This window comes from Streptomyces sp. NPDC015131 (assembly GCF_043079975.1).
In the GTDB taxonomy this organism is placed as follows: domain Bacteria; phylum Actinomycetota; class Actinomycetes; order Streptomycetales; family Streptomycetaceae; genus Streptomyces.
On sequence record NZ_JBIBVB010000002.1, the window covers coordinates 235647 to 257604 of the forward strand.

At 74.8% G+C, this 21958-nt stretch carries 25 protein-coding genes; 8 read left to right on the forward strand and 17 right to left on the reverse strand.

From position 1 onward, the window contains the following. Positions 1 to 342: 342 nt before the first annotated feature. Positions 343 to 1071, reverse strand: a complete 729-nt coding sequence (locus ACF08D_RS06430; RefSeq protein ID WP_392221417.1) for a VIT1/CCC1 transporter family protein — start codon at positions 1069 to 1071, stop codon at positions 343 to 345. 231 nt (positions 1072 to 1302) lie between these two features. Here ACF08D_RS06430 and ACF08D_RS06435 point away from each other — a divergent pair, with 231 nt between their 5' ends. Genes ACF08D_RS06435 through ACF08D_RS06465 form a run of 7 tightly spaced genes read left to right on the forward strand, consistent with a single transcriptional unit; the run spans position 1303 to position 9149 of the window. Then, the gene (locus ACF08D_RS06435; protein WP_392221418.1) at positions 1303 to 2424 is read left to right on the forward strand and encodes an ADP-ribosylglycohydrolase family protein; all 1122 of its coding nucleotides are present in this window, start codon (positions 1303 to 1305) and stop codon (positions 2422 to 2424) included. Further along, positions 2424 to 3719 (forward strand): ADP-ribosylglycohydrolase family protein, encoded by a 1296-nt coding sequence (locus ACF08D_RS06440; RefSeq protein WP_392221419.1) that lies wholly within the window; start codon positions 2424 to 2426, stop codon positions 3717 to 3719. The genes ACF08D_RS06435 and ACF08D_RS06440 overlap by 1 nt, the downstream gene beginning before the upstream one ends. After that, positions 3655 to 4821 carry an ADP-ribosylglycohydrolase family protein gene (locus tag ACF08D_RS06445; protein WP_392221420.1) on the forward strand — a complete coding sequence of 389 codons (1167 nt, stop codon included), beginning with the start codon at positions 3655 to 3657 and terminating at the stop codon, positions 4819 to 4821. Before ACF08D_RS06440 ends, ACF08D_RS06445 begins: the two co-directional genes overlap by 65 nt. Next, entirely contained in the window at positions 4818 to 6215 is a 1398-nt protein-coding gene (locus ACF08D_RS06450) for an ADP-ribosylglycohydrolase family protein (protein ID WP_392221421.1), read from the forward strand. Before ACF08D_RS06445 ends, ACF08D_RS06450 begins: the two co-directional genes overlap by 4 nt. Further along, the gene (gene rbsK, locus ACF08D_RS06455) at positions 6212 to 7096 is read left to right on the forward strand and encodes a ribokinase (RefSeq protein ID WP_392221422.1); all 885 of its coding nucleotides are present in this window, start codon (positions 6212 to 6214) and stop codon (positions 7094 to 7096) included. The genes ACF08D_RS06450 and rbsK overlap by 4 nt, the downstream gene beginning before the upstream one ends. Beyond that, positions 7093 to 8319: a CaiB/BaiF CoA transferase family protein gene (locus tag ACF08D_RS06460; RefSeq protein ID WP_392221423.1), complete on the forward strand. Its 1227-nt coding sequence runs from the start codon at positions 7093 to 7095 to the stop codon at positions 8317 to 8319. The genes rbsK and ACF08D_RS06460 overlap by 4 nt, the downstream gene beginning before the upstream one ends. Then, positions 8316 to 9149, forward strand: coding sequence for an HpcH/HpaI aldolase/citrate lyase family protein (locus ACF08D_RS06465; RefSeq protein ID WP_392221424.1), 834 nt, complete (start codon positions 8316 to 8318; stop codon positions 9147 to 9149). Before ACF08D_RS06460 ends, ACF08D_RS06465 begins: the two co-directional genes overlap by 4 nt. 112 nt (positions 9150 to 9261) lie before the next feature. Here the strand turns inward: ACF08D_RS06465 and lgt are convergent, their stop codons facing one another. From lgt to hisI, 11 genes are all read right to left on the reverse strand, one after another. Further along, complete coding sequence (gene lgt / locus ACF08D_RS06470; RefSeq protein ID WP_392221425.1) at positions 9262 to 10245, reverse strand: prolipoprotein diacylglyceryl transferase; 984 nt, start codon at positions 10243 to 10245, stop codon at positions 9262 to 9264. A gap of 88 nt (positions 10246 to 10333) precedes the next feature. Beyond that, on the reverse strand, positions 10334 to 11197 hold the full coding sequence (locus ACF08D_RS06475; protein ID WP_392221426.1) for a DsbA family protein: 864 nt from the start codon (positions 11195 to 11197) through the stop codon (positions 10334 to 10336). Positions 11198 to 11260: 63 nt separating this feature from the next. Then, complete coding sequence (trpA, locus tag ACF08D_RS06480; protein WP_392221427.1) at positions 11261 to 12076, reverse strand: tryptophan synthase subunit alpha; 816 nt, start codon at positions 12074 to 12076, stop codon at positions 11261 to 11263. Continuing rightward, positions 12073 to 13386 (reverse strand): tryptophan synthase subunit beta, encoded by a 1314-nt coding sequence (gene trpB, locus ACF08D_RS06485; protein ID WP_392221428.1) that lies wholly within the window; start codon positions 13384 to 13386, stop codon positions 12073 to 12075. The genes trpA and trpB overlap by 4 nt, the downstream gene beginning before the upstream one ends. 144 nt (positions 13387 to 13530) lie before the next feature. Continuing rightward, positions 13531 to 13935, reverse strand: coding sequence for a tryptophan biosynthesis modulator TrpM (gene trpM / locus ACF08D_RS06490; RefSeq protein WP_392221429.1), 405 nt, complete (start codon positions 13933 to 13935; stop codon positions 13531 to 13533). Between the two features lie 10 nt (positions 13936 to 13945). Continuing rightward, a complete protein-coding gene (trpC, locus tag ACF08D_RS06495; protein WP_392221430.1) occupies positions 13946 to 14755 on the reverse strand; it encodes an indole-3-glycerol phosphate synthase TrpC in 810 nt (269 codons plus the stop codon). Between the two features lie 115 nt (positions 14756 to 14870). Beyond that, positions 14871 to 15365, reverse strand: coding sequence for a DUF2752 domain-containing protein (locus ACF08D_RS06500; RefSeq protein WP_392221431.1), 495 nt, complete (start codon positions 15363 to 15365; stop codon positions 14871 to 14873). A gap of 83 nt (positions 15366 to 15448) precedes the next feature. Continuing rightward, positions 15449 to 15721 carry an HGxxPAAW family protein gene (locus tag ACF08D_RS06505; RefSeq protein WP_392221432.1) on the reverse strand — a complete coding sequence of 91 codons (273 nt, stop codon included), beginning with the start codon at positions 15719 to 15721 and terminating at the stop codon, positions 15449 to 15451. A 95-nt stretch (positions 15722 to 15816) separates the two neighbouring features. After that, a complete protein-coding gene (locus tag ACF08D_RS06510; protein ID WP_392221433.1) occupies positions 15817 to 16479 on the reverse strand; it encodes a TIGR02234 family membrane protein in 663 nt (220 codons plus the stop codon). Positions 16480 to 16502: 23 nt separating this feature from the next. Then, positions 16503 to 18002 (reverse strand): anthranilate synthase component I, encoded by a 1500-nt coding sequence (locus tag ACF08D_RS06515; RefSeq protein ID WP_392221434.1) that lies wholly within the window; start codon positions 18000 to 18002, stop codon positions 16503 to 16505. Positions 18003 to 18006: 4 nt separating this feature from the next. After that, the gene (gene hisI / locus ACF08D_RS06520) at positions 18007 to 18357 is read right to left on the reverse strand and encodes a phosphoribosyl-AMP cyclohydrolase (protein ID WP_392221435.1); all 351 of its coding nucleotides are present in this window, start codon (positions 18355 to 18357) and stop codon (positions 18007 to 18009) included. 84 nt (positions 18358 to 18441) lie between these two features. On the opposite strand from hisI, the gene ACF08D_RS06525 reads away from it, so the two are divergent. Beyond that, positions 18442 to 19077: a TIGR03085 family metal-binding protein gene (locus ACF08D_RS06525; protein ID WP_392221436.1), complete on the forward strand. Its 636-nt coding sequence runs from the start codon at positions 18442 to 18444 to the stop codon at positions 19075 to 19077. Between the two features lie 142 nt (positions 19078 to 19219). Here the strand turns inward: ACF08D_RS06525 and hisF are convergent, their stop codons facing one another. Genes hisF through ACF08D_RS06550 form a run of 5 tightly spaced genes read right to left on the reverse strand, consistent with a single transcriptional unit; the run spans position 19220 to position 21955 of the window. Continuing rightward, entirely contained in the window at positions 19220 to 19975 is a 756-nt protein-coding gene (gene hisF, locus ACF08D_RS06530) for an imidazole glycerol phosphate synthase subunit HisF (RefSeq protein WP_392221437.1), read from the reverse strand. Next, positions 19972 to 20388, reverse strand: a complete 417-nt coding sequence (locus ACF08D_RS06535) for a RidA family protein (protein WP_392221438.1) — start codon at positions 20386 to 20388, stop codon at positions 19972 to 19974. Before ACF08D_RS06535 ends, hisF begins: the two co-directional genes overlap by 4 nt. Next, a complete protein-coding gene (gene priA, locus ACF08D_RS06540; protein WP_392221439.1) occupies positions 20385 to 21110 on the reverse strand; it encodes a bifunctional 1-(5-phosphoribosyl)-5-((5-phosphoribosylamino)methylideneamino)imidazole-4-carboxamide isomerase/phosphoribosylanthranilate isomerase PriA in 726 nt (241 codons plus the stop codon). Before priA ends, ACF08D_RS06535 begins: the two co-directional genes overlap by 4 nt. Positions 21111 to 21146: 36 nt before the next feature. Next, positions 21147 to 21791, reverse strand: coding sequence for an imidazole glycerol phosphate synthase subunit HisH (gene hisH / locus ACF08D_RS06545; protein WP_392221440.1), 645 nt, complete (start codon positions 21789 to 21791; stop codon positions 21147 to 21149). Between the two features lie 5 nt (positions 21792 to 21796). Continuing rightward, positions 21797 to 21955, reverse strand: coding sequence for a hypothetical protein (locus tag ACF08D_RS06550; RefSeq protein ID WP_392222370.1), 159 nt, complete (start codon positions 21953 to 21955; stop codon positions 21797 to 21799). Between the last annotated feature and the right edge of the window lie 3 nt (positions 21956 to 21958).

Sequence of the window (21958 nt, forward strand, 5' to 3'; positions counted from 1 at the left end):
GACGGGCCGTCGAGCGCTGTCGCCTGGCGGCCTGTGTGGGGGCGCGGGCCTCGTTGCCCACAGCGTTAACGGCTCATGCCCTGCGCTGAGGGGATCGAAACCGCCATGTCACGGCTACTTATGTGCCGTGACGCATAGTGTGTCATCGGTGGGACGGGTCGGGCTATTGGACGTTCGTCACAACGGCGGTCGTGGTGGTTGGCAACACGGTACGGCGAAGCCCCCGCGTCCGCCTGTCGAGCGGGGGCGGGGGCCGGTGGGGCCTCGGCTCCGGGTGCGGGGGCCGGTGGGGCCCTGGTGCGCCGGTCCGGGCGCGGGCGCCGGGGGCCTGTGGGGCTCCGGTCAGAGCGCCGCGCCGAACAGGGCTCCCAGGGCGTACGTGACGGCCGCCGCTGCGCCGCCCAGGGCGAGCTGGCGCAGACCGCTGTACCACCAGCTGCGGGCGGTCACCCGGGCCACCAGCGCCCCGCACGCGAACAGCCCGAGGAGGGCCAGCAGCACGGCGGGCCACAGGGCGCTCGCGCCCAGCAGGTACGGCAGGACGGGCAGCAGCGCGCCCAGTGCGAAGGAGCCGAAGGAGGAGACCGCGGCCACCGCCGGGGAGGGCAGGTCGTCCGGGTCGATGCCCAGCTCCTCCCGGGCGTGGATCTCCAGCGCCTGGTCCGGGTCCTTCGACAGCTGCATGGCGACCTCGCGGGCGAGCGCCGGCTCGACGCCGCGCGCCACGTACAGCGCCGCCAGCTCCTCCATCTCGTCCACCGGATGCTTGCGCAACTGCTGGCGCTCGACGTCCAGTTCCGCCTGGACCAGCTCGCGCTGCGAGGCCACCGAGGTGTACTCGCCCGCGGCCATGGAGAACGCGCCGGCCGCCAGTCCGGCCAGGCCCGTGATGACGAGGGTCTGCTGCGACACCGCGCCGCCCGCGACACCCGTCATCAGTGCCAGGTTGGACACGAGACCGTCCATCGCGCCGAAGACGGCGGGGCGGAGCCAGCCGCCGTTGACGTCCCGGTGGGTGTGGTTGTCGCGGTGCGCCTCGTGAAGCGTCGCCTCGGTCTCGATGATGGACACAGCTCTCCCCTTGCGCCTTTCCTCCGGCAGCGGAACCGGCCGTCCCGCTCCCCCCAACACCCTCGAAACTACGCTCGATGTAAGGGGCGCGCCAGCAAGGCAGGCTTTACTTACCAGGGTTGGCGGGCGGCTGCGGCACGCGGGTGACAGCGCGCTCCGCGCCGACAGCGGGGCCCGGCGGTGTGGCACAGATCCAGGAATCGGTCCGGTGCGCACGGAAGGGGCCCGCCGATGGAGCCGACGCAGTACGGGGAGCCGGTCGCCCGGCCTCCCTCTCCCCCGGGACCCGCCTCCTCGGGGCCCGCCTCCCCCGGCGGCGCCTCCCCGGGGCCCGCCTCCCCGGGCCCCGCCTCCCCCGGCGCCGTACGGGAGCAGCTCGACCGTGCGCGGGGCGCCCTGCTGGGGCTGGCCGTCGGCGACGCGCTCGGCGCCCCCGCCGAGAACCTGCGCCCCTCGGAGATCCGCCGCCGCTGGGGCCGGATCGAGGGCTTCGTCAGCGAGGACCCGGCCGGGACGGACGACACCGAGTACGCGATCTTCTCCGGGTTGCTGCTCGCCCGGCACGGCTCCGCGCTGACCGTCTCCCATGTGGAGAAGGCGTGGCACCGCTGGATCGCCGACCTCGACGAGGGGCCGTTCCGGGGTGCGGGCTTCAGCGAGCGCGGCACCCTGGAGAACCTCCGCCGGGGGCTGGCCGCCCCGATCTCGGCGCAGCACCGGCACGCCTGGAGCGACGGGCTCGCCATGCGGGCCGCGCCGTTCGGGGTGTTCGCGGCGGGGCGGCCGGCGGAGGCGGCGCGGCTGGTGGCGATCGACGGCACCGTGAGCCACGACGGCGAGGGCATCTACGGGGGCCAGGCGGTGGCGGCGGGGGTGGCGGCGGCGATGTCCGGCGCCGGGCCCGCCTCGGTGATCGCGGCGGCCCTGTCGGTGGTGCCCATGGACTCCTGGACGGCCCGCTCGATGCGCCGCGCGGTGGTCGCGGCCCAGCGCGTCCAGCCCGACCCGCCGGCCCGCGAGCGGGCGGTCCGCTCGGCGGTCGTCATCGGCGGTTACCCCTGGACCGACCTGGCCCCCGAGGCGGTCGGGCTCGCCTTCGGCGCCTTCGCGGCGGCCCGGGGCGACTTCCGTACGTCGGTGCTCACCGCCGTCAACATGGGGCGGGACGCCGACACCACCGCCGCCGTGGCGGGCGCGCTGGCCGGCGCGATGTCCGGCGCGACAGCCATCCCCCCGGACTGGGCGGCGGCCATCGGCCCCGTACGCGGCAGCTGCCTGCCCTCGATGCGCGGCTACCACGTCCTGGACGTCGCCGAGCTGCTCACCCCGTACGACGACGCGGAGGCCCCCTGATGCCCACCCCGCCCGGTTCCGCCACCGCCGCTGCCGCCCCCGCGGAACCCGCGGGTGCCGCGCCGGGGCCGGCCCCCGCTCCCCCGGCGCGCCCGGCCGGCCGGGCCCCGGACGTACGGCGGATCGAGGGGCTGCTGCTGGGGCTGGCCGCCGGGGACGCCGCCGGGTGGCCCGCCGCGCGCCACCGGGCGGCCCGCATGCCCGAGTGGACGCGGCGCCTCACCCGCGAGCTGGACACCTTCGCCGAGCAGAACGCCACCACCACCCTCCCCGTGCCCATCGCCCTCAACCAGCCGCCCGAGCCGCTGCGCCTCGGCCCCTCCGACGACGCCGAGTGGGCGGCGTTCACCGCCGAGACGCTGATCGGCGCCGCGGGCGGGCCGTTCCACTCGCTGCCTCCCGGCCGCCGCCTGCGCGCCGCCGTGGACCAGGCGTGGAACTCCCTCGCCGCCGAGATCGCCGCCGCGGCGGCCCGGGCGCCGGAGGTGGAGTCCGCCGTCCTGCCGCTGCGCGCCCGCATCTCGGTACGGGCCGGGCTCGGCAACCTCGCCACCGGGCTGCGCCCGCCCGCCACCGGCCACGACAACCCGCACTACTTCGACGACGCCGCTTGCGTCCGCGCCGCCGTCCTGGCCGTGGCCCACCCCGGCGACCCGGCCGCAGCGGCCGGACTGGCCGAGTTCGACGCCCGCTACACCCAGGACGGCGACGGCGTCCACGGGGCCCGCGCCATGGCCGCCGCCGTGGCCGCCGCGCTCGGCGGGGCGGCCGTCGAGGAGGCCGTGGACGCGGCGCTGGAACAGCTCCCGCCCGCCACCGAGATCGGCCGCAACGCCCGGCACGCCACCCGGCTCGCCCGTACCGCCGGCAGCGCCTTCGCCCTCGTCCCGCTGCTGGAGCACCAGATCGTCGACCACGTCTACAGCTACGGCATCGCCGCCGCCGAGACCGTCCCGGTGGCGCTCGCGCTCGCCACGGCGGCAGGCGGCCGGGTCACCGAGGCGGTGCCGTCCGCCGCGTGTCTGTCCCGGGTGGCCGACTCCGCGCCCGCCCTCGCCGGCGCGCTGACCGGCGCGCTCAGCGGCGGCGCCGGGATCCCCGCCACCTGGCGGGACGCCTGCCGCACCCTCGCGGGCTGTGCGCTGCCCCGCCTCCGGGGCACCGACCTGGTGGAACTCGCCGAACAGCTGGGACACACGGAACTCACCGCCCCGGGTGGACAATTCCGGCATGACGCCGAAACCCACACTCGAGGACCGGATCACCGGCAGCCTCGTCGGAGCAGCCGTCGGTGACGCGCTCGGCGGGGCGGTCGAGGGCTACTCCCCCGACCGGATCGCCGAACGCCACGGCGGCCGCGTCACCGGCATCGTCGGCCCCTGGAACGGCGACGACTGGCGCACCGCCCGCCCCCTCGCCCCGTACCACAAGGGCGACGGACACGTCACCGACGACACCCTGATGACGCACGCGCTGGTGCGGGTGTACGACACGGTCCGCGACCACCTCGACGCCTACGCCGTCGCCGACCACCTCGTCCCCGACCTGATCTCCACCCCCCGCTGGATCCCCGAACTCGAAGCCGAGGCGCTGCCGCTCCAGCGGATCTTCCTCGCCGAGAAGTGGCTGGTGACCCGCATCCACTACGGCCACGCCGACCCGCGCGAGGCGGGCACCGGAAACATCGTCAACTGCGGCGCCGCGATGTACATGGCGCCGGTCGGCCTGGTCAACGCCGCCAACCCGGGCGCCGCCTACGCCGAGGCGCTCGACGTCGCCGGCGCCCACCAGTCCTCGTACGGCCGTGAGGCCGCCGGGGTGTTCGCGGCGGCCGTCGCCGCGGCCTGCCTGCCCGGCGCCACCCCGTCCTCCGTGGTGGACACCGCGCTCTCCCTCGCCAAGGACGGCACCCGCGCGGCCATCGAGGCCGTCGCCGAGGCCGCCGTGCACCACACGGACTTCGAGCCGGCCCTGCGCCCGCTGCGCGAGGCGGTCGCCCCCTTCGACACCGTCGGCCCCGACTACCGGTCCCCCTCCCTCGGCGCCCGCCGCCCCTCCCGGCTGCACGCCATCGAGGAACTGCCCATCGCCCTCGGCATGCTGCTGGTCGGCGAGGGCGACTACCGCCGCACCGTGCTGGGCGCCGTCAACTACGGCCGCGACTGCGACTCGATCGCCACCATGGCGGGCGCCGTCTGCGGAGCCCTGCACGGGGAGGCGGCGGTCCCGGCCGCCTGGGCGAAACAGGTCGCCGAGGCCAGCCGGCTCGACCTGCACGCCCCGGCGCGGGTGCTGGCCGACGTCACCCAGGAGGTCTTCACCCGCGACACCGCCCGCCGCCGCGCCCATGAGCGGGCCTTCGCCGCCCTCTCCCCCGCCCCCGGGGCGCTCCGGTGAACGTCCGGCTCACCTGGGTGCAGCCCGAGGACCTGATCGGCCACGAACTGCGGCAGGCCGCGGAGGACGGCCGGGACGCCTCGGCGGTCGCCGCCCGCTGGCGCGCCGCCGGAGGTGCCCCCGCCCCGGCGACGGCCGGCGCGTCGGCCACGCCCGCGCCCCCGCACCTGAGGGCCCTCGCCGAGCACCTGCTGGACGAACTGGCCGCCCGGCCCTCGCCGTTGGCGCCCGCCGAGCCCACGGCCCTCGCCCACATCCGGCGCGTCTGCCCCCAGTGGCCGTCGCCGGAGCGGCCCTCGACCCCGGACACCCCGCCCGTGGCGCCCGGGCTGTACGAGCGGTTGCACGCGGCGTGGCTCGGGCGGGCCGCGGGGTGCCTGCTCGGCAAGCCCGTCGAGAAGCTGCCGCTCACCGCCATCCGCGCGCTCGCCCGCGCCACCGGCAACTGGCCGCTCACCTCCTGGTTCACCGGCCGGGGCGTGCCCCCCGCGCTCGCCGCCGCCCACCCCTGGAACCGCCGCTCCGCCGCCACCTCCCTCGCCGAGAACATCGACGGCATGCCCGAGGACGACGACCTCAACTACCCCCTTCTCAATCTGCTCCTCCTCCAGCGGTACGGCCCCGGCTTCCGCACCGCCGACGTCGCCCGCCTCTGGCTCGACGAACTCCCGGCCGGCCGCACCTTCACCGCCGAACGCGTCGCCTACCGCAACCTCCTCTCCGGCCTCGAACCCCCGGCCACGGCCACCCACCGCAACCCCTTCCGCGAGTGGATCGGCGCCCAGATCCGCGCCGACGTCCACGGCTGGACCCACCCCGGCGACCCGGCCGCCGCCGCCGAGCAGGCCCACCGCGACGCCACGCTCACCCACACCGCCAACGGCGTGTACGGCGCCATGTTCACCGCCGCCGTCATCGCCACCGCCGCCTCCGGCACCGCCGACGTCCACCGGGCGCTCGCCACCGGGCTGACGGTCGTGCCGCCCGACTCACGGCTGGCCCGGGCGGTCCGCTTCGGCATCGCGACCGCCCGCGCGCACGGCGACTTCGACACCGTCGCCGACCGGCTCCACGCCGCGTACGGCTCCTACCACTGGGTACACGCCGTGCCGAACACCGCCCTCCTCGCCGCCGCGCTCACCCACGCCGACGGCGACTTCTCGCTCTCGATCTGCCGGGCCGTCTCCGGCGGCTGGGACACCGACTCCAACGGCGCCACCGCCGGCTCCGTCGCCGGTCTCCTCGCCGGCCGGCCCGAGCGGATCCCCGACCGCTGGACCGCCCCCCTGAAGAACCGCCTCTCCACCTCCGTCCCGTCCTTCGACGGCGCCGGCTTCGACACCCTCGCCGCCCTCACCCACCAGCTCACCACCCAGGAGGCATCCCGCCCATGACGCATCTCGTGGTGCTCGGCAGCACCAACATGGACCTCGTCGTCACCGTGAGCCCGGCACCCAAGCTCGGCGAGACCGTCACCGGCCGGGAGTTCCGCACGATCCCCGGCGGCAAGGGAGCCAACCAGGCCGTCGCCGCCGTCCGCGCCGGGGCGGACGTCTCGATGATCGGCGCCGTCGGCAACGACGAGTTCGGCGCCCGGCTGCGCGCCGGCCTCGCCGCCGACGGGGTCGACACCGACCTGCTGCGCACCGCCGAGGGGCCCTCCGGCACCGCCCACATCGTGGTGGACGACGAGGGCGGCAACGCGATCGTCGTCATCCCGGGCGCGAACGGCACCGTCACCTCCCTCCTCCCCGGCGACGAGACCCTCATCGCCACCGCCGACGCCCTGCTGCTCCAGCTCGAACTCCCCCTCTCCGCCGTCACCGCCGGCGCGGAGGCCGCCCGCCGCCACGGCGTCCGCACCATCCTGACCCCGGCCCCCGCCCAGCCCCTCCCGCCCGAACTGCTCGCCGCCACCGACCTGCTGGTGCCCAACGAACACGAGGCCGCCGCCCTCACCGGCCACGCCGAGCCCCGGGCCGCCGCCGAGGAACTGCTCCGCCACGTCCCCGAGGTCGTCATCACCCTCGGCGCGGCCGGCAGCCTCTACGCCTCCCGGGGCACCGGCCCGCTCACCGTCCCCGCCCGCCCGGTCCGCGCCGTCGACACCACCGCCGCGGGCGACACCTTCGCCGGCGCGCTGGCCGTCGCCCTGGGCGAGGGCAAACCGGTGCCCGACGCCCTCGCCTGGGCCTCGTCCGCCGCCGCGCTGTCCGTCCAGCGGCCCGGCGCCACGTCCTCGATGCCGTACCGCACGGAGATCGACGCCGCATGAGCACCACCGCACCCGCACCCGCACCCATGCCCCCGCCCGCACCCGCGCTCCACGGACTGCGCGTCCTGGACCTCGCCACCCTCTTCGCCGGGCCGCTGGCGGCGACCATGCTCGGCGACTTCGGCGCCGACGTCGTCAAGGTCGAGCACCCCCGCATCCCCGACCCGTCCCGGGGCCACGGCCCCGCCAAGAACGGCGTCGGGCTCTGGTGGAAGCAGCTCGGCCGCAACAAGCGCGCCATCACGCTGGACCTGTCGACCCCCGGGGGCCGCGACACCCTGCTCCGGCTCGCCGCCACCGCCGACGTGATCGTCGAGAACTTCCGCCCCGGCACCCTGGAGCGGTGGGGCCTGGGCTGGCCCGAACTGTCCGCCGCCAACGACCAACTGGTGCTGGCCCGGGTCACCGGCTTCGGCCAGTACGGCCCGTACGCCCGCCGTCCCGGCTTCGGCACCCTCGCCGAGGCCATGAGCGGCTTCGCGGCGATCACCGGTGAACCCGACGGTCCGCCCACCCTCCCTCCCTTCGGCCTCGCCGACTCTATCGCCGCCCTGGCCACCGCCTACGCGGTGATGACGGCCCTGCACGCCCGCGCCACCACCGGCCGCGGCCAGGTCGTCGACATGGCGATCATCGAACCGATCCTCACCGTCCTGGGGCCGCAGCCGCTCTGGTACGACCAGCTCGGCTACGTCCAGCCCCGCACCGGCAACCGCTCCCGCAACAACGCGCCCCGCAACACCTACCGCACCGCCGACGGGAAGTGGCTGGCCGTGTCCACCTCCGCCCAGTCGGTCGCCGAACGGGTGATGCGCCTGGTCGGCCGGCCCGAGCTGGTCACCGAACCCTGGTTCGCCGAGGGCGCCACCCGCGCCCGGCACGCGGACGTCCTCGACGCGGCAGTCGGCGACTGGATCGCCCGCCACACCCGGGACGAGGCCATGGCCGCCTTCGAGAAGGCGGAGGCGGCGATCGCGCCGGTCTATGACGTCCGCGACGTGATGACCGACCCCCAGTACCAGGCACTCGACACCGTCACCGAGGTCGACGACCCCGAACTGGGCCCGCTCCGTATGCAGAACGTGCTCTTCCGGCTGTCCGAGACCCCCGGGGCGATCCGCTGGACCGGCCGCCCGCACGGCGCGGACACCGACGCGGTCCTCACCGAACTCGGGCTGACCGCCGCCGAGATCGCCGCCCTGCGCTCCGGGGGCGCCCTGTGACCACCACCGCCACCACCGCGCACACCACTCCCCTCACCTGGCTCTACGCACCCGGCGACCGGCCCGACGTCGTCACCAAGGCCCTGGCCTCCGGCGCCGACGTGGTGATCGTCGACCTGGAGGACGCGGTCGCCCCCGACCGCCGGGCCCACGCCCTGGCCGCCACCGCCGACCTGCTCTCCTCGCCCCACCCCGTACCCGTCCACGTCCGCCTCCCCAGCGCGCACGACACCGCCACGATCACGGCGCTGGCCCGGCTGCCCGGCCTCACCGCTTTCCGTGTTCCCAAGGTGACACACGGCACTGACATCCGGCGGGTCGCCCGCCTCGCCCCCGGGATCGGGCTCCACGCGCTGCTGGAATCCGCCCTCGCCGTCGAGAACGCCCACGCCATCGCAACGGCCCACCCCGCGCTCCGCTCCATCGCCCTCGGGGAGGCGGACCTCCGTGCCGACCTGGGCGTCCGCGACGACGCCGGGCTCGACTGGGCGCGCGGCCGGGTGGTGGTCGCCGCCCGCGCCGCCGACCTCCCGCCGCCCGCGCAGTCCGTCCACCCCGACGTCCGGGACCTCGACGGCCTGGCCGCCTCGTGCCGCCGCGGCCGTGCGCTGGGCTTCCTGGGCCGGGCCGCGATCCATCCCCGCCAGCTGCCGGTCATCGAACGGGCCTATCTCCCGGGCCCGGAGGAGCTCGCGGAGGCGGCGGAGATCGTCGAGGCGGCCGACACGGACGCCGGGGCCACCGCCCTCCCGGACGGGCGGTTCGTGGACGCGGCGGTCGTGGCGGCGGCACGCCGCACCCTGTCCCTGGCCCGGCCCCCTCGTACATGAGAGCTCGTACGTGAGAACTCGTACGGGAAAGCTCGTACGGGAAAAAGGGGGCGGGCGCCGGAACCATCTGGTCCCGGCGCCCGCCCGCCGTCCTGCCCGGCCGTCCGGCCGGTCAGCCCTTGTCTGCCTTGTCTGCCTTGCTGGCCTTGTCCGGGCCGTCCGCCGTGCTCGCCGGGTCCGCCGGCTTCGTCCCGGCGGCCTTCGCCCCGGGGGCGTCCGCCGTGGCCGCGTCCGCCTTCGCCGCCTTCGCACCGGCCGCGTCCGCCTTGGCGCGGTCGGCGAGGACGGCCGGTTCCACGACCTCCTCGCGCCCCGGCCGCAGCCGCGACGAGACGACGATGTACGTCACGGCCAGCACGAAGACCACGATGGCCGTCCACACGTTCAGCCGCAGGCCCAGCAGGTGGTGCGCCTCGTCGACGCGCATGTACTCGATCCAGCCGCGCCCGGCGCAGTACGCCGCGACGTACAGGGCGAACGCCCGGCCGTGGCCCAGCCGGAACCTGCGGTCCGCCCAGATGACCAGCAGGGCGACACCGATGCACCACAGCGACTCGTACAGGAAGGTCGGGTGGTAGAGCCCGGCCTCGCGGTTGGGGCCCTCGCTGATCCGCAGCGCCCAGGGAAGGTCGGTGGGCCTGCCGTACAGCTCCTGGTTGAACCAGTTGCCCCAGCGTCCGATCGCCTGGGCGAAGGCGATGCCGGGCGCGATGGCGTCCGCGTACGCCGGCAGCGGGATGCCCCGGCGGCGGCAGCCGATCCACGCGCCGACCGCGCCGAAGGCGATGGCGCCCCAGATGCCGAGGCCGCCCTCCCAGATCTTGAAGGCGTCGACCCAGTTCTCACCCTCGCTGAAGTACAGCTGGTAGTCGGTGATCACGTGGTAGAGCCGGCCGCCGACGAGGCCGAAGGGGACCGCCCAGACGGCGATGTCGGCCACGGTGCCGGCTTTGCCGCCCCGGGCGAGCCAGCGCCTGTTGCCGTACCAGACGGCGACGAAGACACCGATGATGATGCAGAAGGCGTAGCCGCGCAGCGGAACCGGTCCGAGGTGGAGGACACCGGTCGACGGGCTGGGGATGTAAGCAAGGTCCATGGCAGGACCGACGCTACCTTGCCGGGCGGGAGGCGGGGCAACCCGCCCGGACAAGAACGCGTAACAGCGCCGTGCGGGCCGCGGCGGCTCAGCCGGCCGGCGACGAGGCGGGCGCGGGGGTGCCGGGGGCGGGGGACGCGGGGGTCGGGAAGGCGGTGCCGGGCTTCTTGCCCTTGTTGGCCTCGGCGACCCACTTCTTCAGGTTCTCGACGGAGATCTGCTCATTGCCCTTGCTGGGGAAGATCGACTCGCCGTTGAGCAGGACGGAGGGGGTGCCGCGGAAGTCGCCGTTGCGGAAGGCCTCGTTGGACTTCTTCACCCAGGCGTCGTGGGTGCCCTCCGTCACGCAGGAGCGGAAGGCGGGGGTGTCCAGGCCGGGCACCTTGGCGGCGAGCTCGAAGAGCTTGGCGTCCTGCGCGAAGGCGTCGTCCGGCTCCGGCGGCTGGTTCTGGTAGAGCACGTCGTGGTACGGGACGAACTTGCCGGCGTCCTGGGCGCAGGCCGCCGCGTTCGCCGCGTTGAGCGAGCCGCTGCCGCCCATGTTCCCGTCGATGATCGTGGCGAGGTGGTACTCGGCCTTGATCTGGCCGGACTCGGTCAGCTCGTGGATGGTGTCCCGGACGCCGTTCTCGAACTGGGCGCAGGCCGGGCAGCGGAAGTCCTCCCAGATCGTGAGCGTGGACGGGGCGTCGGTGGCGCCGACCGGGATGGCCAGCCGGTCCTGCCCGGCGGCGCCGGTCGGGGCGGCGACGGGGCCGGAGCCGGAGCTGTCGTCCTGGCCGCCGGTGTTGGCGGCGATGAGCCCGACGACCGCGGCCAGACCGAGGACACCGGCCACGGCGGCGGCGACGATCAGTGTCCGCCTGCGCTTGTCGCGGGCCTTCTGCCGCTCGCGTTCCACCTGGAGCCGTTCTCGGGCGCTCCGCTTCCCTGCGCTGTTCTTGTCGCTCACGCCCTCAGCAACGAACCGGGGAGGCGCCCGCGCGCCTCCCCGGTCCACTTCCACCCGTACGAGCTACGAAACTCGCCGCACTCCCCGGGCCAGTTCGCCCGCCAGTTCCCGTACGGCGGCGAGGCCGGCCGCGTGGTCGCCGGCGTCCAGCATCCGCTTGACGAAGGCGGAGCCGACGATCACGCCGTCGGCGAACCGGGCGACCTCGGCGGCCTGGGCGGCGTTGGAGACGCCCAGCCCGACGCAGACGGGCAGGTCCGAGGTGGCGCGGGTACGGCCCACCAGGTCGGCGGCCTGTTCGCCGACGGACTCGCGGGTGCCGGTGACGCCCATCAGGGACGCGGCGTACACGAAGCCGGACCCGGCGGCCGTGATGGTGGCGAGCCGCTCGTCCTTGCTGCTGGGCGCGACGACGAAGACGGTGGCCAGGCCGTGCTTCTCGGCGTGCTCCCGCCACAGGGCGGACTCCTGGACCGGCAGGTCGGGCAGGATGCATCCGGCACCGCCGGCCTCCGCCAGCTCAGCGGTGAAGCGTTCGACGCCGTACCGGTCGATGGGGTTCCAGTAGGTCATCACGAGGACCGGCTTGCCGGTGGCCTCGTGCGCCTCGCGGACGGTGCGCATCACGTCGGCGATCCGCACGCCGCCGCGCAGCGCGATGTCGTCGGCGGTCTGGATGACCGGTCCGTCCAGGACGGGGTCGCTGTGCGGCAGTCCGACCTCGACGATGTCGGCGCCGCCGTCGAAGACCGCCTTGACGGCCTCGATCCCGCCGTCGACGGTGGGGAAGCCGGCCGGGAGGTACGCGATGAGGGCGGCGCGGTCCTCGGACTTCGCCCGCTCCAGGGTCTCGGCCAGCAGCCGGATGTTGCCGCTCACTTGGTGCCCCCCTGGATGACGGTGTCCGTCTGGATCTCGGCGGCGCCGTCGTCGGCGGAGGCGTCGGCCTCGACCGGGGCGGCGTCGGTGTCGTACAGGCCGAAGTAGCGCGCGGCGGTGTCCATGTCCTTGTCGCCGCGGCCGGAGAGGTTGACGACGACGAGGCCGTCCTCGCCGAGCTCCCGGCCCAGCTCCAGGGCGCCGGCCAGCGCGTGCGCCGACTCGATGGCGGGGATGATGCCCTCGGTGCGGGACAGCAGCCGCAGGGCCTGCATGGCGGCGTCGTCGGTGACCGCGCGGTACTCGCCGCGTCCGCTGTCCTTGAGGTACGCGTGCTCCGGGCCGATGCCGGGGTAGTCCAGGCCGGCGGAGATGGAGTACGGCTCGGTGATCTGGCCCTCGTCGTCCTGGAGGACGTACGACCGCGATCCGTGCAGGATGCCGGGCTCGCCGGCGGTGAGGGTGGCGGCGTGCTCGCCGGTCTCCACCCCGTGTCCGGCGGGCTCGCAGCCGACCAGGCGGACGCCGGTGTCCGGGATGAACGCGTGGAAGAGGCCGATGGCGTTGGAGCCGCCGCCGACGCAGGCGACGACCGCGTCGGGCAGCCGGCCGGCCCGCTCCAGGATCTGGCGGCGGGCCTCGACGCCGATGACGCGGTGGAAGTCGCGGACCATGGCGGGGAAGGGGTGCGGTCCGGCGACCGTGCCGAAGAGGTAGTGCGTGCGGTCGACGTTGGCGACCCAGTCGCGGAACGCCTCGTTGATGGCGTCCTTGAGGGTGCGGCTGCCGGACTTGACCGGGATGACCTCGGCGCCGAGCATCCGCATCCGGGCGACGTTCAGCGCCTGGCGCTGGGTGTCGATCTCGCCCATGTAGATGGTGCATTCGAGGCCGAACAGGGCGCAGGCGGTGGCGGTGGCGACCCCGTGCTGTCCGGCGCCGGTCTCGGCGATGACGCGGGTCTTGCCCATGCGCCTGGTGAGCAGGGCCTGGCCCAGCACGTTGTTGATCTTGTGCGACCCGGTGTGGTTGAGGTCCTCGCGCTTGAGGAAGATCCTCGCCCCGCCCGCGTGCTCGGCGAACCGGGGCACCTCGGTGAGGGCGCTGGGGCGGCCGGTGTAGTGGACCAGGAGGTCGTCGAGTTCGGCCGCGAAGGCGGGGTCGTTCTTGGCCTTGTCGTACTCGACGGCGACCTCGTCGACGGCGGCGACGAGGGCCTCGGGGATGAACTTGCCCCCGTAGGCGCCGAAGTAGCCCTCGGCGCTGGGGACCTGACCTTGGGAGTCGGGGATGAAGTACTCGCTGGGCATGCGACGTGCTCCTCCACGGGGGCGTCCTGCGCCCCCGTACGTGTCGGCTTGGCGGTGGTCACGGTGTGCGCCGGCGCCACCGGTCGTCCGCGGCCCGCCCGTCCGCCGTACGGCGCGTGGTGCGCGGGACGGGAGGGCGGTGGGTCAGCGGCGGGGGCGCGCGGTGCGCGCGCGCCATCGCATGCCGTTGACCTGGCCGGGTTCGTCGCCGATGACGTACCGCACGCGGCGGCCGTGCACCCGCCGTGCCGGGGCCCGGCAGCCGCGCGGGCGGCAGCCCCGGGCGAGCCGGGCGTACGGGTCGCGGGCGGCGGCGGTGTCGGCCGCCGGTACGGCGAGGTACGCGCGCGTGGCGGTGGTGTACGCGCGCGGGGCGGCGGCCCGGGGGGTCGCGGCCGGGGCGCCGGTGCCCGTGGCGGGCGTGAGCGGGTGGAGGTGCGGCGCGGTGCCGTCACCGCCGCCGGGCCGGCCGCCGGGGCGCGACGGACGCACCGGGCGCGGGGGCGTCCGGTGCGGGGTCGCGGCGGTGGCGGCGCGGGCGGCGGTCATGGCGGGAGCGTCAGCCCCGTCCGTGCCGGAGGGCGGGGTGGGCGCCGGCGGCGACCAGGTCGGCCACCGCGGCCTTGGGGTCGCGGCCGGTGACCAGGGACTCGCCGACGAGCACGGCGTCGGCGCCCGCGTTGGCGTACGCGATCAGGTCGTGCGGTCCGCGGATGCCGGACTCGGCGATCTTCACGATGTGGGAGGGGATCTCGGGGGCGACCCGCTCGAAGGTGGAGCGGTCCACCTTGAGGGTCTTTAGGTTCCGGGCGTTGACGCCGATGACGCGGGCGCCCGCGTCGACGGCACGCTCGACCTCCTCCTCGTCGTGCACCTCGACCAGCGGGGTCAGGCCGATGGACTCGGCCCGCTCGATCAGGGACTCCAGGGCGGGCTGCTCCAGGGCGGCCACGATCAGCAGGGCGAGGTCCGCGCCGTACGCCCGGGCCTCCCAGAGCTGGTAGGCCGTGACGATGAAGTCCTTGCGCAGGACCGGGATGTCGACCTTGGCGCGGACGGCCTCGAGGTCGGCCAGGGAGCCGCCGAAGCGCCGCTGCTCGGTGAGGACGGAGATCACGGCGGCGCCGCCCGCCTCGTAGTCCGCGGCGAGGCCGGCGGGGTCGGCGATCGCGGCGAGCGCGCCCTTGGAGGGGCTGGAGCGCTTCACCTCGCAGATGACCGTGACGCCGTCGCCGCGCAGCGCGGCGGCGCCGTCCTTGGCCTGGGGCGCCTTGGCCGCCCGCTCCTTGAGCTCGTCGAGGGAGACCCGCGCCTGTCGCTCTGCGAGGTCGGCGCGAACGCCTTCGATGATCTCGTCGAGCACACTCACGCGAGAGGCCCCCTTCCACGACGGTGATGTTGGACCGGATCAGTCACCTCGATGGTATCCGCCCCGGGCCCCAGAGTCCTCATCCGGCCAAACGCAACAGGCGTGACCTGCGATTTCACGGGGCGAGCGCGGAGCCGAACGGCAGATTCCGGACGATCGAGAAGACGGCGAGCAGGGCGCCGCCGGACCACCACCAGACGGGCGCCGTGGTGATGCGCAGCGGCTGCCCCCGGACGGCCCGGACCAGCCAGAGGGCCATCACCACCGCGAAGAGCGCGTATCCGGCGACGGCGAACGCGTTGGCACCGAGCGCGGTGGCCAGGTCGCCGTGCACGAAGGCGTGGGCGCTGCGCAGCCCGCCGCAGCCGGGGCACAGGAGGCCGGTGAGGCGGAACAGCGGGCAGACCGGGTAGTGGCCCGGTTCGTTGGGGTCGACCGCCCCCACGTACGCGAAGGCCGCCGCGGCGGCCGCGAGGATGCCCACCGGCGCGGTCAGCCGCCGGGCGAGGGAGGCGGGCGGCGGGGGCCGGTACGCGGCGGCCGGCGGCGGCACGGGGCGCGCGGGCCCGGCGGGGGCGGAGGAGGCGGAGGGGGTCGGCTCGGAGTCCACCGGCCGATTGTCGCCGCTCACGCGCGAAGGCGCAGCCCGGCTCGTGCCGGACCGCGCCTCGTGTCGTGGTGCCCCCGTACGGGTCAGGCGTGGACGTCCGCCCGGCCGGTCTCCGGGGTGTGGTCCTTGCGGGCGGCCTCGGCGCGCACCCGGTCGAGCTCCGGGTTCGGCTTGGCGCCGAGCCCGGCGAGCTTCATCGCACCGCCGACGACCCCGCCGAGCAGGATGACGCCCATGCCCACCCAGAAGCCGAGCGGGTGGTCCGCCACCATGAAGGCACCGGCGACGCAGAAGCCGGTGAAGGAGATGATGCTACCGGTCCAGGCGGCCGGGGTGTGTCCATGGTCGCTGGCCATGAATTGCTCCTCGTCGATGTTGCTCTACGGCCCCGCCGGGTGCGGACGCTCAGGCGACATTGTCCCGCACGCGCGCGTACGAGGTGATCCGGGGGTCACCCTCTCGGGTCGGTCGGGTCCTCCCCGCGGTCCAGCGCCTTCCACAGGTCCTCGGGGCGGTCGTCCCCGGTGGGGGCGGCCGTGCGGGTGCTCCCGGCCGCCCGGGGGCCGCCGTCGCGCTCGTACCGCCCGGACATGGCGGGCCAGGCGCTGCCGTGGCGCAGGGCGAGCAGCCCGGCGAGCAGGATGAGCACGGCGCCCGCCGCGGTGACGTACGGCCAGGCGGTGTACGTGACGTCGGCGACCCGGGCGGCGGCGTCGCCGGTGGTGCCCGCGGCCTTCTCGTCGAGCGCCGCCCGGTCGGAGGCGCCGAGGAAGGCGGCGACGGCCGCGCCCGCGCCGCTCAGGGTGAGCAGCAGCGACACCAGGAACCGGCCGGCGCGGCGTACCGCGAAGACGGCGACGAGCGCGGCCAGGCCCACGATCGCGAGGGCGGTCGGCACCCCGGTGACGTTCCCGCCGGAGGCGTCCAGCGGGACGGAGCCGCCGGCGACGGCGGCCGTGCCCTCGGCCCAGGTCTGGCCGGAGGCGAGCAGCACGACGGCCGCGCCCGCGGCGCCGAGGAGGAGGGCGGCGGCGAGGCTGCGGCGGCCGCCCGAAGCGGCCGCCGTCTCGTCCGCGCGGGTGGCACGGGGCTGGGGTACGGATGCGGCACTCACACCCACCACTATCCCTTACGCCGTCATGCGCCCTTCATCCGGTTGGCGGTGTGCACGGCCCGCAGGACGGCCGCCGCCTTGTTGCGGCACTCGGTGTCCTCGGCGACCGGGTCGGAGTCGGCGACGACCCCGGCGCCGGCCTGGACATAGGCCGTGCCGTCGCGCAGCAGGGCGGTACGGATGGCGATGGCGGTGTCGGAGTCGCCGGCGAAGTCCAGGTAGCCGACGCAGCCGCCGTACAGCCCGCGCCGGGTGGGTTCCAGCTCCTCGATGATCTGCATGGCCCGGGGCTTGGGCGCGCCGGAGAGGGTGCCGGCGGGGAAGCAGGCGGTGAGGACGTCGAAGGCGGTGCGGCCGCGGGCGACCCGGCCGGTGACCGTGGAGACGATGTGCATCACGTGCGAGTACCGCTCGATCGACATGAAGTCCACGACCTCGACGGAGCCGGGCTCGCAGACCCGGCCCAGGTCGTTGCGGCCGAGGTCGACCAGCATCAGGTGCTCGGCGCGCTCCTTGGGGTCGGCGAGCAGCTCGTCGGCGAGGGCCTGGTCCTCCTGCGGGGTGGCCCCGCGGTGCCGGGTGCCGGCGATGGGGTGCACCATCGCGTGCCCGTCCTCGACCTTCACCAGCGCCTCGGGGCTGGAGCCGACGACGTCGAAGCCGTCGAAGCGGAAGAGGTACATGTACGGCGACGGATTGGTGGCGCGCAGCACCCGGTAGACGTCCAGGGCGCTCGCCGTGCAGGGCGTCTCGAACCGCTGCGAGGGCACCACCTGGAACGCCTCGCCCGCGCGGATGCGCTCCTTGATGTCCTCGACGGCGCCCTGGTACGCCTCGCCGCCCCACAGGGCGCTGTACGGGGGCAGCGCGGAGGGCGGCAGGGCGGCGGGCGCGGTCCGCACCGGCTGGGCGAGGTCGGCCGCCATGGCGTCCAGGCGGGCCGTCGCGTCCGCGTACGCCTCGTCGACTCCGGTGTCGAGGTCGTTGTGGTTGATGGCGTTGGCGATCAGCAGGACCGTGCCGTCCCAGTGGTCCAGCACGGCGAGGTCCGAGGTGAGCAGCATGGTCAGCTCGGGCAGGTGCAGGTCGTCGCGGCCGTGGTCGCCGATGCGCTCCAGGCGGCGGACGATGTCGTAGCCCAGGTAGCCGACCATGCCGCCGGTGAAGGGCGGCAGACCGCCGTCGAGGGTGCGGCCGATGTCGCGGGGGGTGTGCAGGGCCTCCACGGTGGCGCGCAGCGCGGCGAGCGGGTCGCCGTCGACGGGGACGCCGACGGGCGGGGTGCCGAGCCAGTGCGCCTGCCCGTCGCGGGCGGTGAGCGTGGCGGCGCTGCGTACGCCGATGAAGGAGTACCGCGACCAGGAGCGGCCGTTCTCGGCGGACTCCAGCAGGAAGGTGCCGGGCCGTTCGGCGGCGAGCTTGCGGTAGAGGCCGACCGGGGTGTCGCCGTCCGCGAGGAGGCGGCGGCTGACGGGGATGACGCGGCGGTCGGCCGCCAGCTTGCGGAAGGTCTCGAGGTCCATGGCGCTACTTTCCCAGCGGGAGGACGTCGGCGTCGAAACAGGTGCGGGCGCCGGTGTGGCAGGCGGCGCCCACCTGGTCGACCTTGACCAGGACGGTGTCGGCGTCGCAGTCGAGGGCGACGGACTTGACGTGCTGGACGTGCCCGGAGGTGTCGCCCTTGACCCAGTACTCCCGGCGGCTGCGGGACCAGTAGGTGCAGCGGCCGGTGGTGAGGGTGCGGTGGAGGGCCTCGTCGTCCATCCAGCCCAGCATGAGCACCTCGCCGGTGTCGTACTGCTGGGCGATGGCCGGGACCAGCCCGTCGGGGCTGCGCTTGAGACGGGCGGCGATGGCCGGGTCGAGGTTGCTGGTCATGGGGCCATTGTGCCGTGACGCACGGGGCGTGCCGGTGGTGCGTCCACTGGGCGGACCGGGACGCCCCGCCGTACCCTGGCCCCCATGTCGACCCATGCCAAGCGTGAACGGCTCCTGCTCGCCGACCTCTTGGAGGCGGCGGGCCCCGACGCCCTGACCCTCTGCGAGGGCTGGAAGACCCGCGATCTGGCGGCCCATCTGGTGGTGCGCGAGCGCCGTCCGGATGCCGCCGCGGGGATACTGCTGAGCCCCCTGCGCGGGCGCCTGGAGCAGGTGCAGGCGGAATTCGCGTCGAAGCCGTACGAGGAGCTGATCCAGCTGATCCGTACGGGCCCGCCGCGGATGTCCCCGTACGCGATCAAGCAGGTGGACGAGGGGGCGAACACGGTCGAGTTCTTCGTGCACGCCGAGGACGTCCGCCGGGCGCAGCAGGGCTGGACGCCCCGTGAGCTGGACCCGGTCTTCGCGGACGCCCTGTGGGCGCGGCTGGAGAAGGCGGCGCGCATGCTGTGCCGCAAGGTGCCGGTGGGCCTGGTCCTGCGCCGGCCGAACGGGCAGACCGCGGTCGGGCACCGGGGCACTCCGGTGGTGACGGTGACCGGCGAGCCGGGTGAGCTGACGATGTTCGCCTTCGGCCGGCAGGACTCGGCGGACGTGCGGGTGGAGGGCGACAAGGACGCCGTCGAGCGGCTGCACGGCACGAAGCAGCTGGGGATCTAGCGCGCTCGCGGCCTGCGGGCTCGCGCGGGCGCACCGGCGGGTGCCGGTGCGCCCGGGTGCGTACGGCGCCCGGGTGCGTACGGCGTCCGGGGGCGTACGGCGTCCGGGGTGCGCGCCTTCTGGGGTGCGCCCCGAGGGCGGGTCAGCGCACCGGGTGGCCGGCGTCGCGGAGGGCGGCCTTCACCTCGGAGATCCGCAGGTCGCCGAAGTGGAAGACGGAGGCGGCCAGGACCGCGTCCGCGCCCGCGTCGATCGCCGGCGGGAAGTGCCCGAGGGCGCCCGCGCCGCCGGACGCGATCACCGGTACCGTGACGTGCTTGCGCACGGCGGCGATCATCTCGGTGTCGTAGCCGTCCTTGGTGCCGTCCGCGTCCATCGAGTTGAGCAGGATCTCGCCCGCGCCCAGCTCGGCGGCCCGGTGGGCCCACTCGACGGCGTCGAGGCCGGTGCCCCGGCGGCCGCCGTGCGTGGTGACCTCGAACGACCCGGTGGCGGTGCGGCGGGCGTCGACCGACAGCACCAGCACCTGGCGGCCGAAGCGCTCCGCGATCTCCCGGATCAGCTCCGGCCGGGCGATGGCCGCGGTGTTGACGCCGACCTTGTCCGCCCCGGCGCGCAGCAGCTTGTCCACGTCGTCGGCGCTGCGCACCCCGCCGCCCACGGTCAGCGGGATGAAGACCTGCTCGGCGGTGCGGCGCACCACGTCGTAGGTGGTCTCCCGGTCGCCGGAGGAGGCGGTGATGTCGAGGAAGGTCAGCTCGTCGGCGCCCTCGGCGTCGTACAGCCTGGCCATCTCGACGGGGTCGCCCGCGTCGCGGAGGTTCTGGAAGTTGACGCCCTTGACGACCCGGCCGTTGTCCACGTCCAGGCAGGGGATGACTCGGACCGCGAGGGTCATGACTGCTGTGCTCCTCGCTCGGCGGGTGCTCTGTACGCCTCGACCTCGACCTCGACGACCAGGCTGGGGTCGACGAAGCCCTCGACGATGATCATCGACGCGGCGGGGCGGACGGCGTCGAACAGCTCCTTGTGGGCGCGGCCGACGTCCTCCACGTCCCGGGCGTGGGTGATGTACATACGGGTGCGGACCACGTCCGCCGCGCCGAGGCCCAGCTGCCCCAGCGCCGAGAGGGCCACGTTGAAGGCGTTGACGGCCTGCTCGTAGGGGCCGCCGCCGGCGATCTGGCCGTCGACGATGGAGGTGCAGCCGGAGACCAGGACCATGCCGTTGGGCAGCTCGACGGCGCGCGAGTAGCCGAACTGCTCCTCCCAGGGCGCGCCGGTCACGACGCGGCGTACGGCGCCGGTCATACGGCCACCGCCGCGAGCGCTTCCTCCAGGGTGAACGCCTTGGCGTACAGGGCCTTGCCGACGATCGCGCCCTCGACGCCCAGCGGGACCAGCTCCGCCAGCGCGCGCAGGTCGTCCAGCGAGGACACCCCTCCGGAGGCGACGACGGGCTTGTCGGTGGCGGCGCAGACATTGCGCAGCAGCTCCAGGTTGGGGCCCTGGAGGGTGCCGTCCTTGGCGATGTCGGTGACCACGTAGCGGGCGCAGCCCTCGGAGTCGAGGCGGGCCAGCGTCTCGTAGAGGTCGCCGCCGTCACGGGTCCAGCCGCGGCCGCGCAGCGTCGTGCCGCGGACGTCCAGGCCGACCGCGATCTTGTCGCCGTGCTCGGCGATGACCTTGGCGACCCACTCGGGGGTCTCCAGCGCGGCGGTGCCCAGGTTGACGCGGGTGCAGCCGGTGGCGAGGGCGGCGGCGAGCGACGCGTCGTCGCGGATGCCGCCGGACAGCTCCACCTTGATGTCCATGGCCTTCGCGACCTCGGCGATCAGCTCCCGGTTGTCGCCGGTGCCGAAGGCCGCGTCGAGGTCGACGAGATGCAGCCACTCGGCGCCCGCGCGCTGCCAGGCGAGGGCAGCGTCCAGCGGGGAGCCGTAGGAGGTCTCCGTGCCGGACTCGCCATGGACGAGCCGGACGGCCTGGCCGTCCCGGACGTCGACGGCGGGGAGGAGTTCGAGCTTGCTCATCTCAGCGGGTCCCGGATTCTCAAGAGGGAAGGTCGGTCAGAGGGTGGTCAGCCAGTTGGTCAGCAGCTGGGCGCCGGCGTCGCCGGACTTCTCGGGGTGGAACTGGGTCGCCCACAGCGCCCCGTTCTCCACGGCGGCCACGAACCGCTCGCCGTGCGTGGCCCAGGTGACCCGGGGCGCCCGCATGGCGGGGTTGGTGATCTCCAGGCTCCAGTCGTGCACCGCGTAGGAGTGCACGAAGTAGAACCGGGCGTCGGCGCCGAGGCCGGCGAACAGCTCGCTGCCCTCGGGCGCCTCCACCGTGTTCCAGCCCATGTGCGGGACGACCGGGGCCTTGAGGGGCCCGACGGTGCCGGGCCACTCGTCCAGGCCCTCGGTCTCCACACCGTGCTCGATGCCGCGCCCGAAGAGGATCTGCATACCGACGCAGATGCCCATGACGGGGCGCCCGCCGGCGAGCCGGCGCTCCACGATCCAGTCGCCGCGCGCCTCCTTGAGCCCGGCCATGCAGGCGGAGAAGGCGCCGACGCCGGGGACGAGGAGCCCGTCGGCGTTCATGGCCGTGTCGTAGTCGCGGGTGATCTCGACGTCGGCGCCGACGTGCGCGAGGGCCCGCTCGGCGGAACGGACGTTGCCGAAGCCGTAGTCGAAGACCACGACCTTGCGCTTCGCAGTGCTCATACCGCTCACTCCCAGATCCCCTGAAGGCGCAGCACGCCGGCCAGCAGGCACATCACCGAGGCGATGGTCAGCAGGACGATGAGGCCCTTGGGCATCTTCTGCTTGCTGAAGGAGTACACGCCCCCCGCCAGGAACAGCCCGACCACGATCAGAATGGTCGACAAACC

Excerpts from the sequence above, each read along its gene's own strand:
- ACF08D_RS06535 (WP_392221438.1), bottom strand. The coding sequence starts at position 20,388 with ATGACCGGCGCCGTACGCCGCGTCGTGACCGGCGCGCCCTGGGAGGAG.
- ACF08D_RS06445 (WP_392221420.1), top strand. The coding sequence starts at position 3,655 with ATGACGCCGAAACCCACACTCGAGGACCGGATCACCGGCAGCCTCGTC.
- ACF08D_RS06515 (WP_392221434.1), bottom strand. The coding sequence starts at position 18,002 with ATGGACCTCGAGACCTTCCGCAAGCTGGCGGCCGACCGCCGCGTCATC.
- trpM (WP_392221429.1), bottom strand. The coding sequence starts at position 13,935 with ATGACCGCCGCCCGCGCCGCCACCGCCGCGACCCCGCACCGGACGCCC.
- lgt (WP_392221425.1), bottom strand. The coding sequence starts at position 10,245 with ATGGACCTTGCTTACATCCCCAGCCCGTCGACCGGTGTCCTCCACCTC.
- ACF08D_RS06505 (WP_392221432.1), bottom strand. The coding sequence starts at position 15,721 with ATGGCCAGCGACCATGGACACACCCCGGCCGCCTGGACCGGTAGCATC.
- ACF08D_RS06525 (WP_392221436.1), top strand. The coding sequence starts at position 18,442 with ATGTCGACCCATGCCAAGCGTGAACGGCTCCTGCTCGCCGACCTCTTG.
- ACF08D_RS06460 (WP_392221423.1), top strand. The coding sequence starts at position 7,093 with ATGAGCACCACCGCACCCGCACCCGCACCCATGCCCCCGCCCGCACCC.
- hisF (WP_392221437.1), bottom strand. The coding sequence starts at position 19,975 with ATGACCCTCGCGGTCCGAGTCATCCCCTGCCTGGACGTGGACAACGGC.
- ACF08D_RS06440 (WP_392221419.1), top strand. The coding sequence starts at position 2,424 with ATGCCCACCCCGCCCGGTTCCGCCACCGCCGCTGCCGCCCCCGCGGAA.
- rbsK (WP_392221422.1), top strand. The coding sequence starts at position 6,212 with ATGACGCATCTCGTGGTGCTCGGCAGCACCAACATGGACCTCGTCGTC.
- hisI (WP_392221435.1), bottom strand. The coding sequence starts at position 18,357 with ATGACCAGCAACCTCGACCCGGCCATCGCCGCCCGTCTCAAGCGCAGC.
- priA (WP_392221439.1), bottom strand. The coding sequence starts at position 21,110 with ATGAGCAAGCTCGAACTCCTCCCCGCCGTCGACGTCCGGGACGGCCAG.
- hisH (WP_392221440.1), bottom strand. The coding sequence starts at position 21,791 with ATGAGCACTGCGAAGCGCAAGGTCGTGGTCTTCGACTACGGCTTCGGC.
- ACF08D_RS06435 (WP_392221418.1), top strand. The coding sequence starts at position 1,303 with ATGGAGCCGACGCAGTACGGGGAGCCGGTCGCCCGGCCTCCCTCTCCC.
- trpB (WP_392221428.1), bottom strand. The coding sequence starts at position 13,386 with ATGCCCAGCGAGTACTTCATCCCCGACTCCCAAGGTCAGGTCCCCAGC.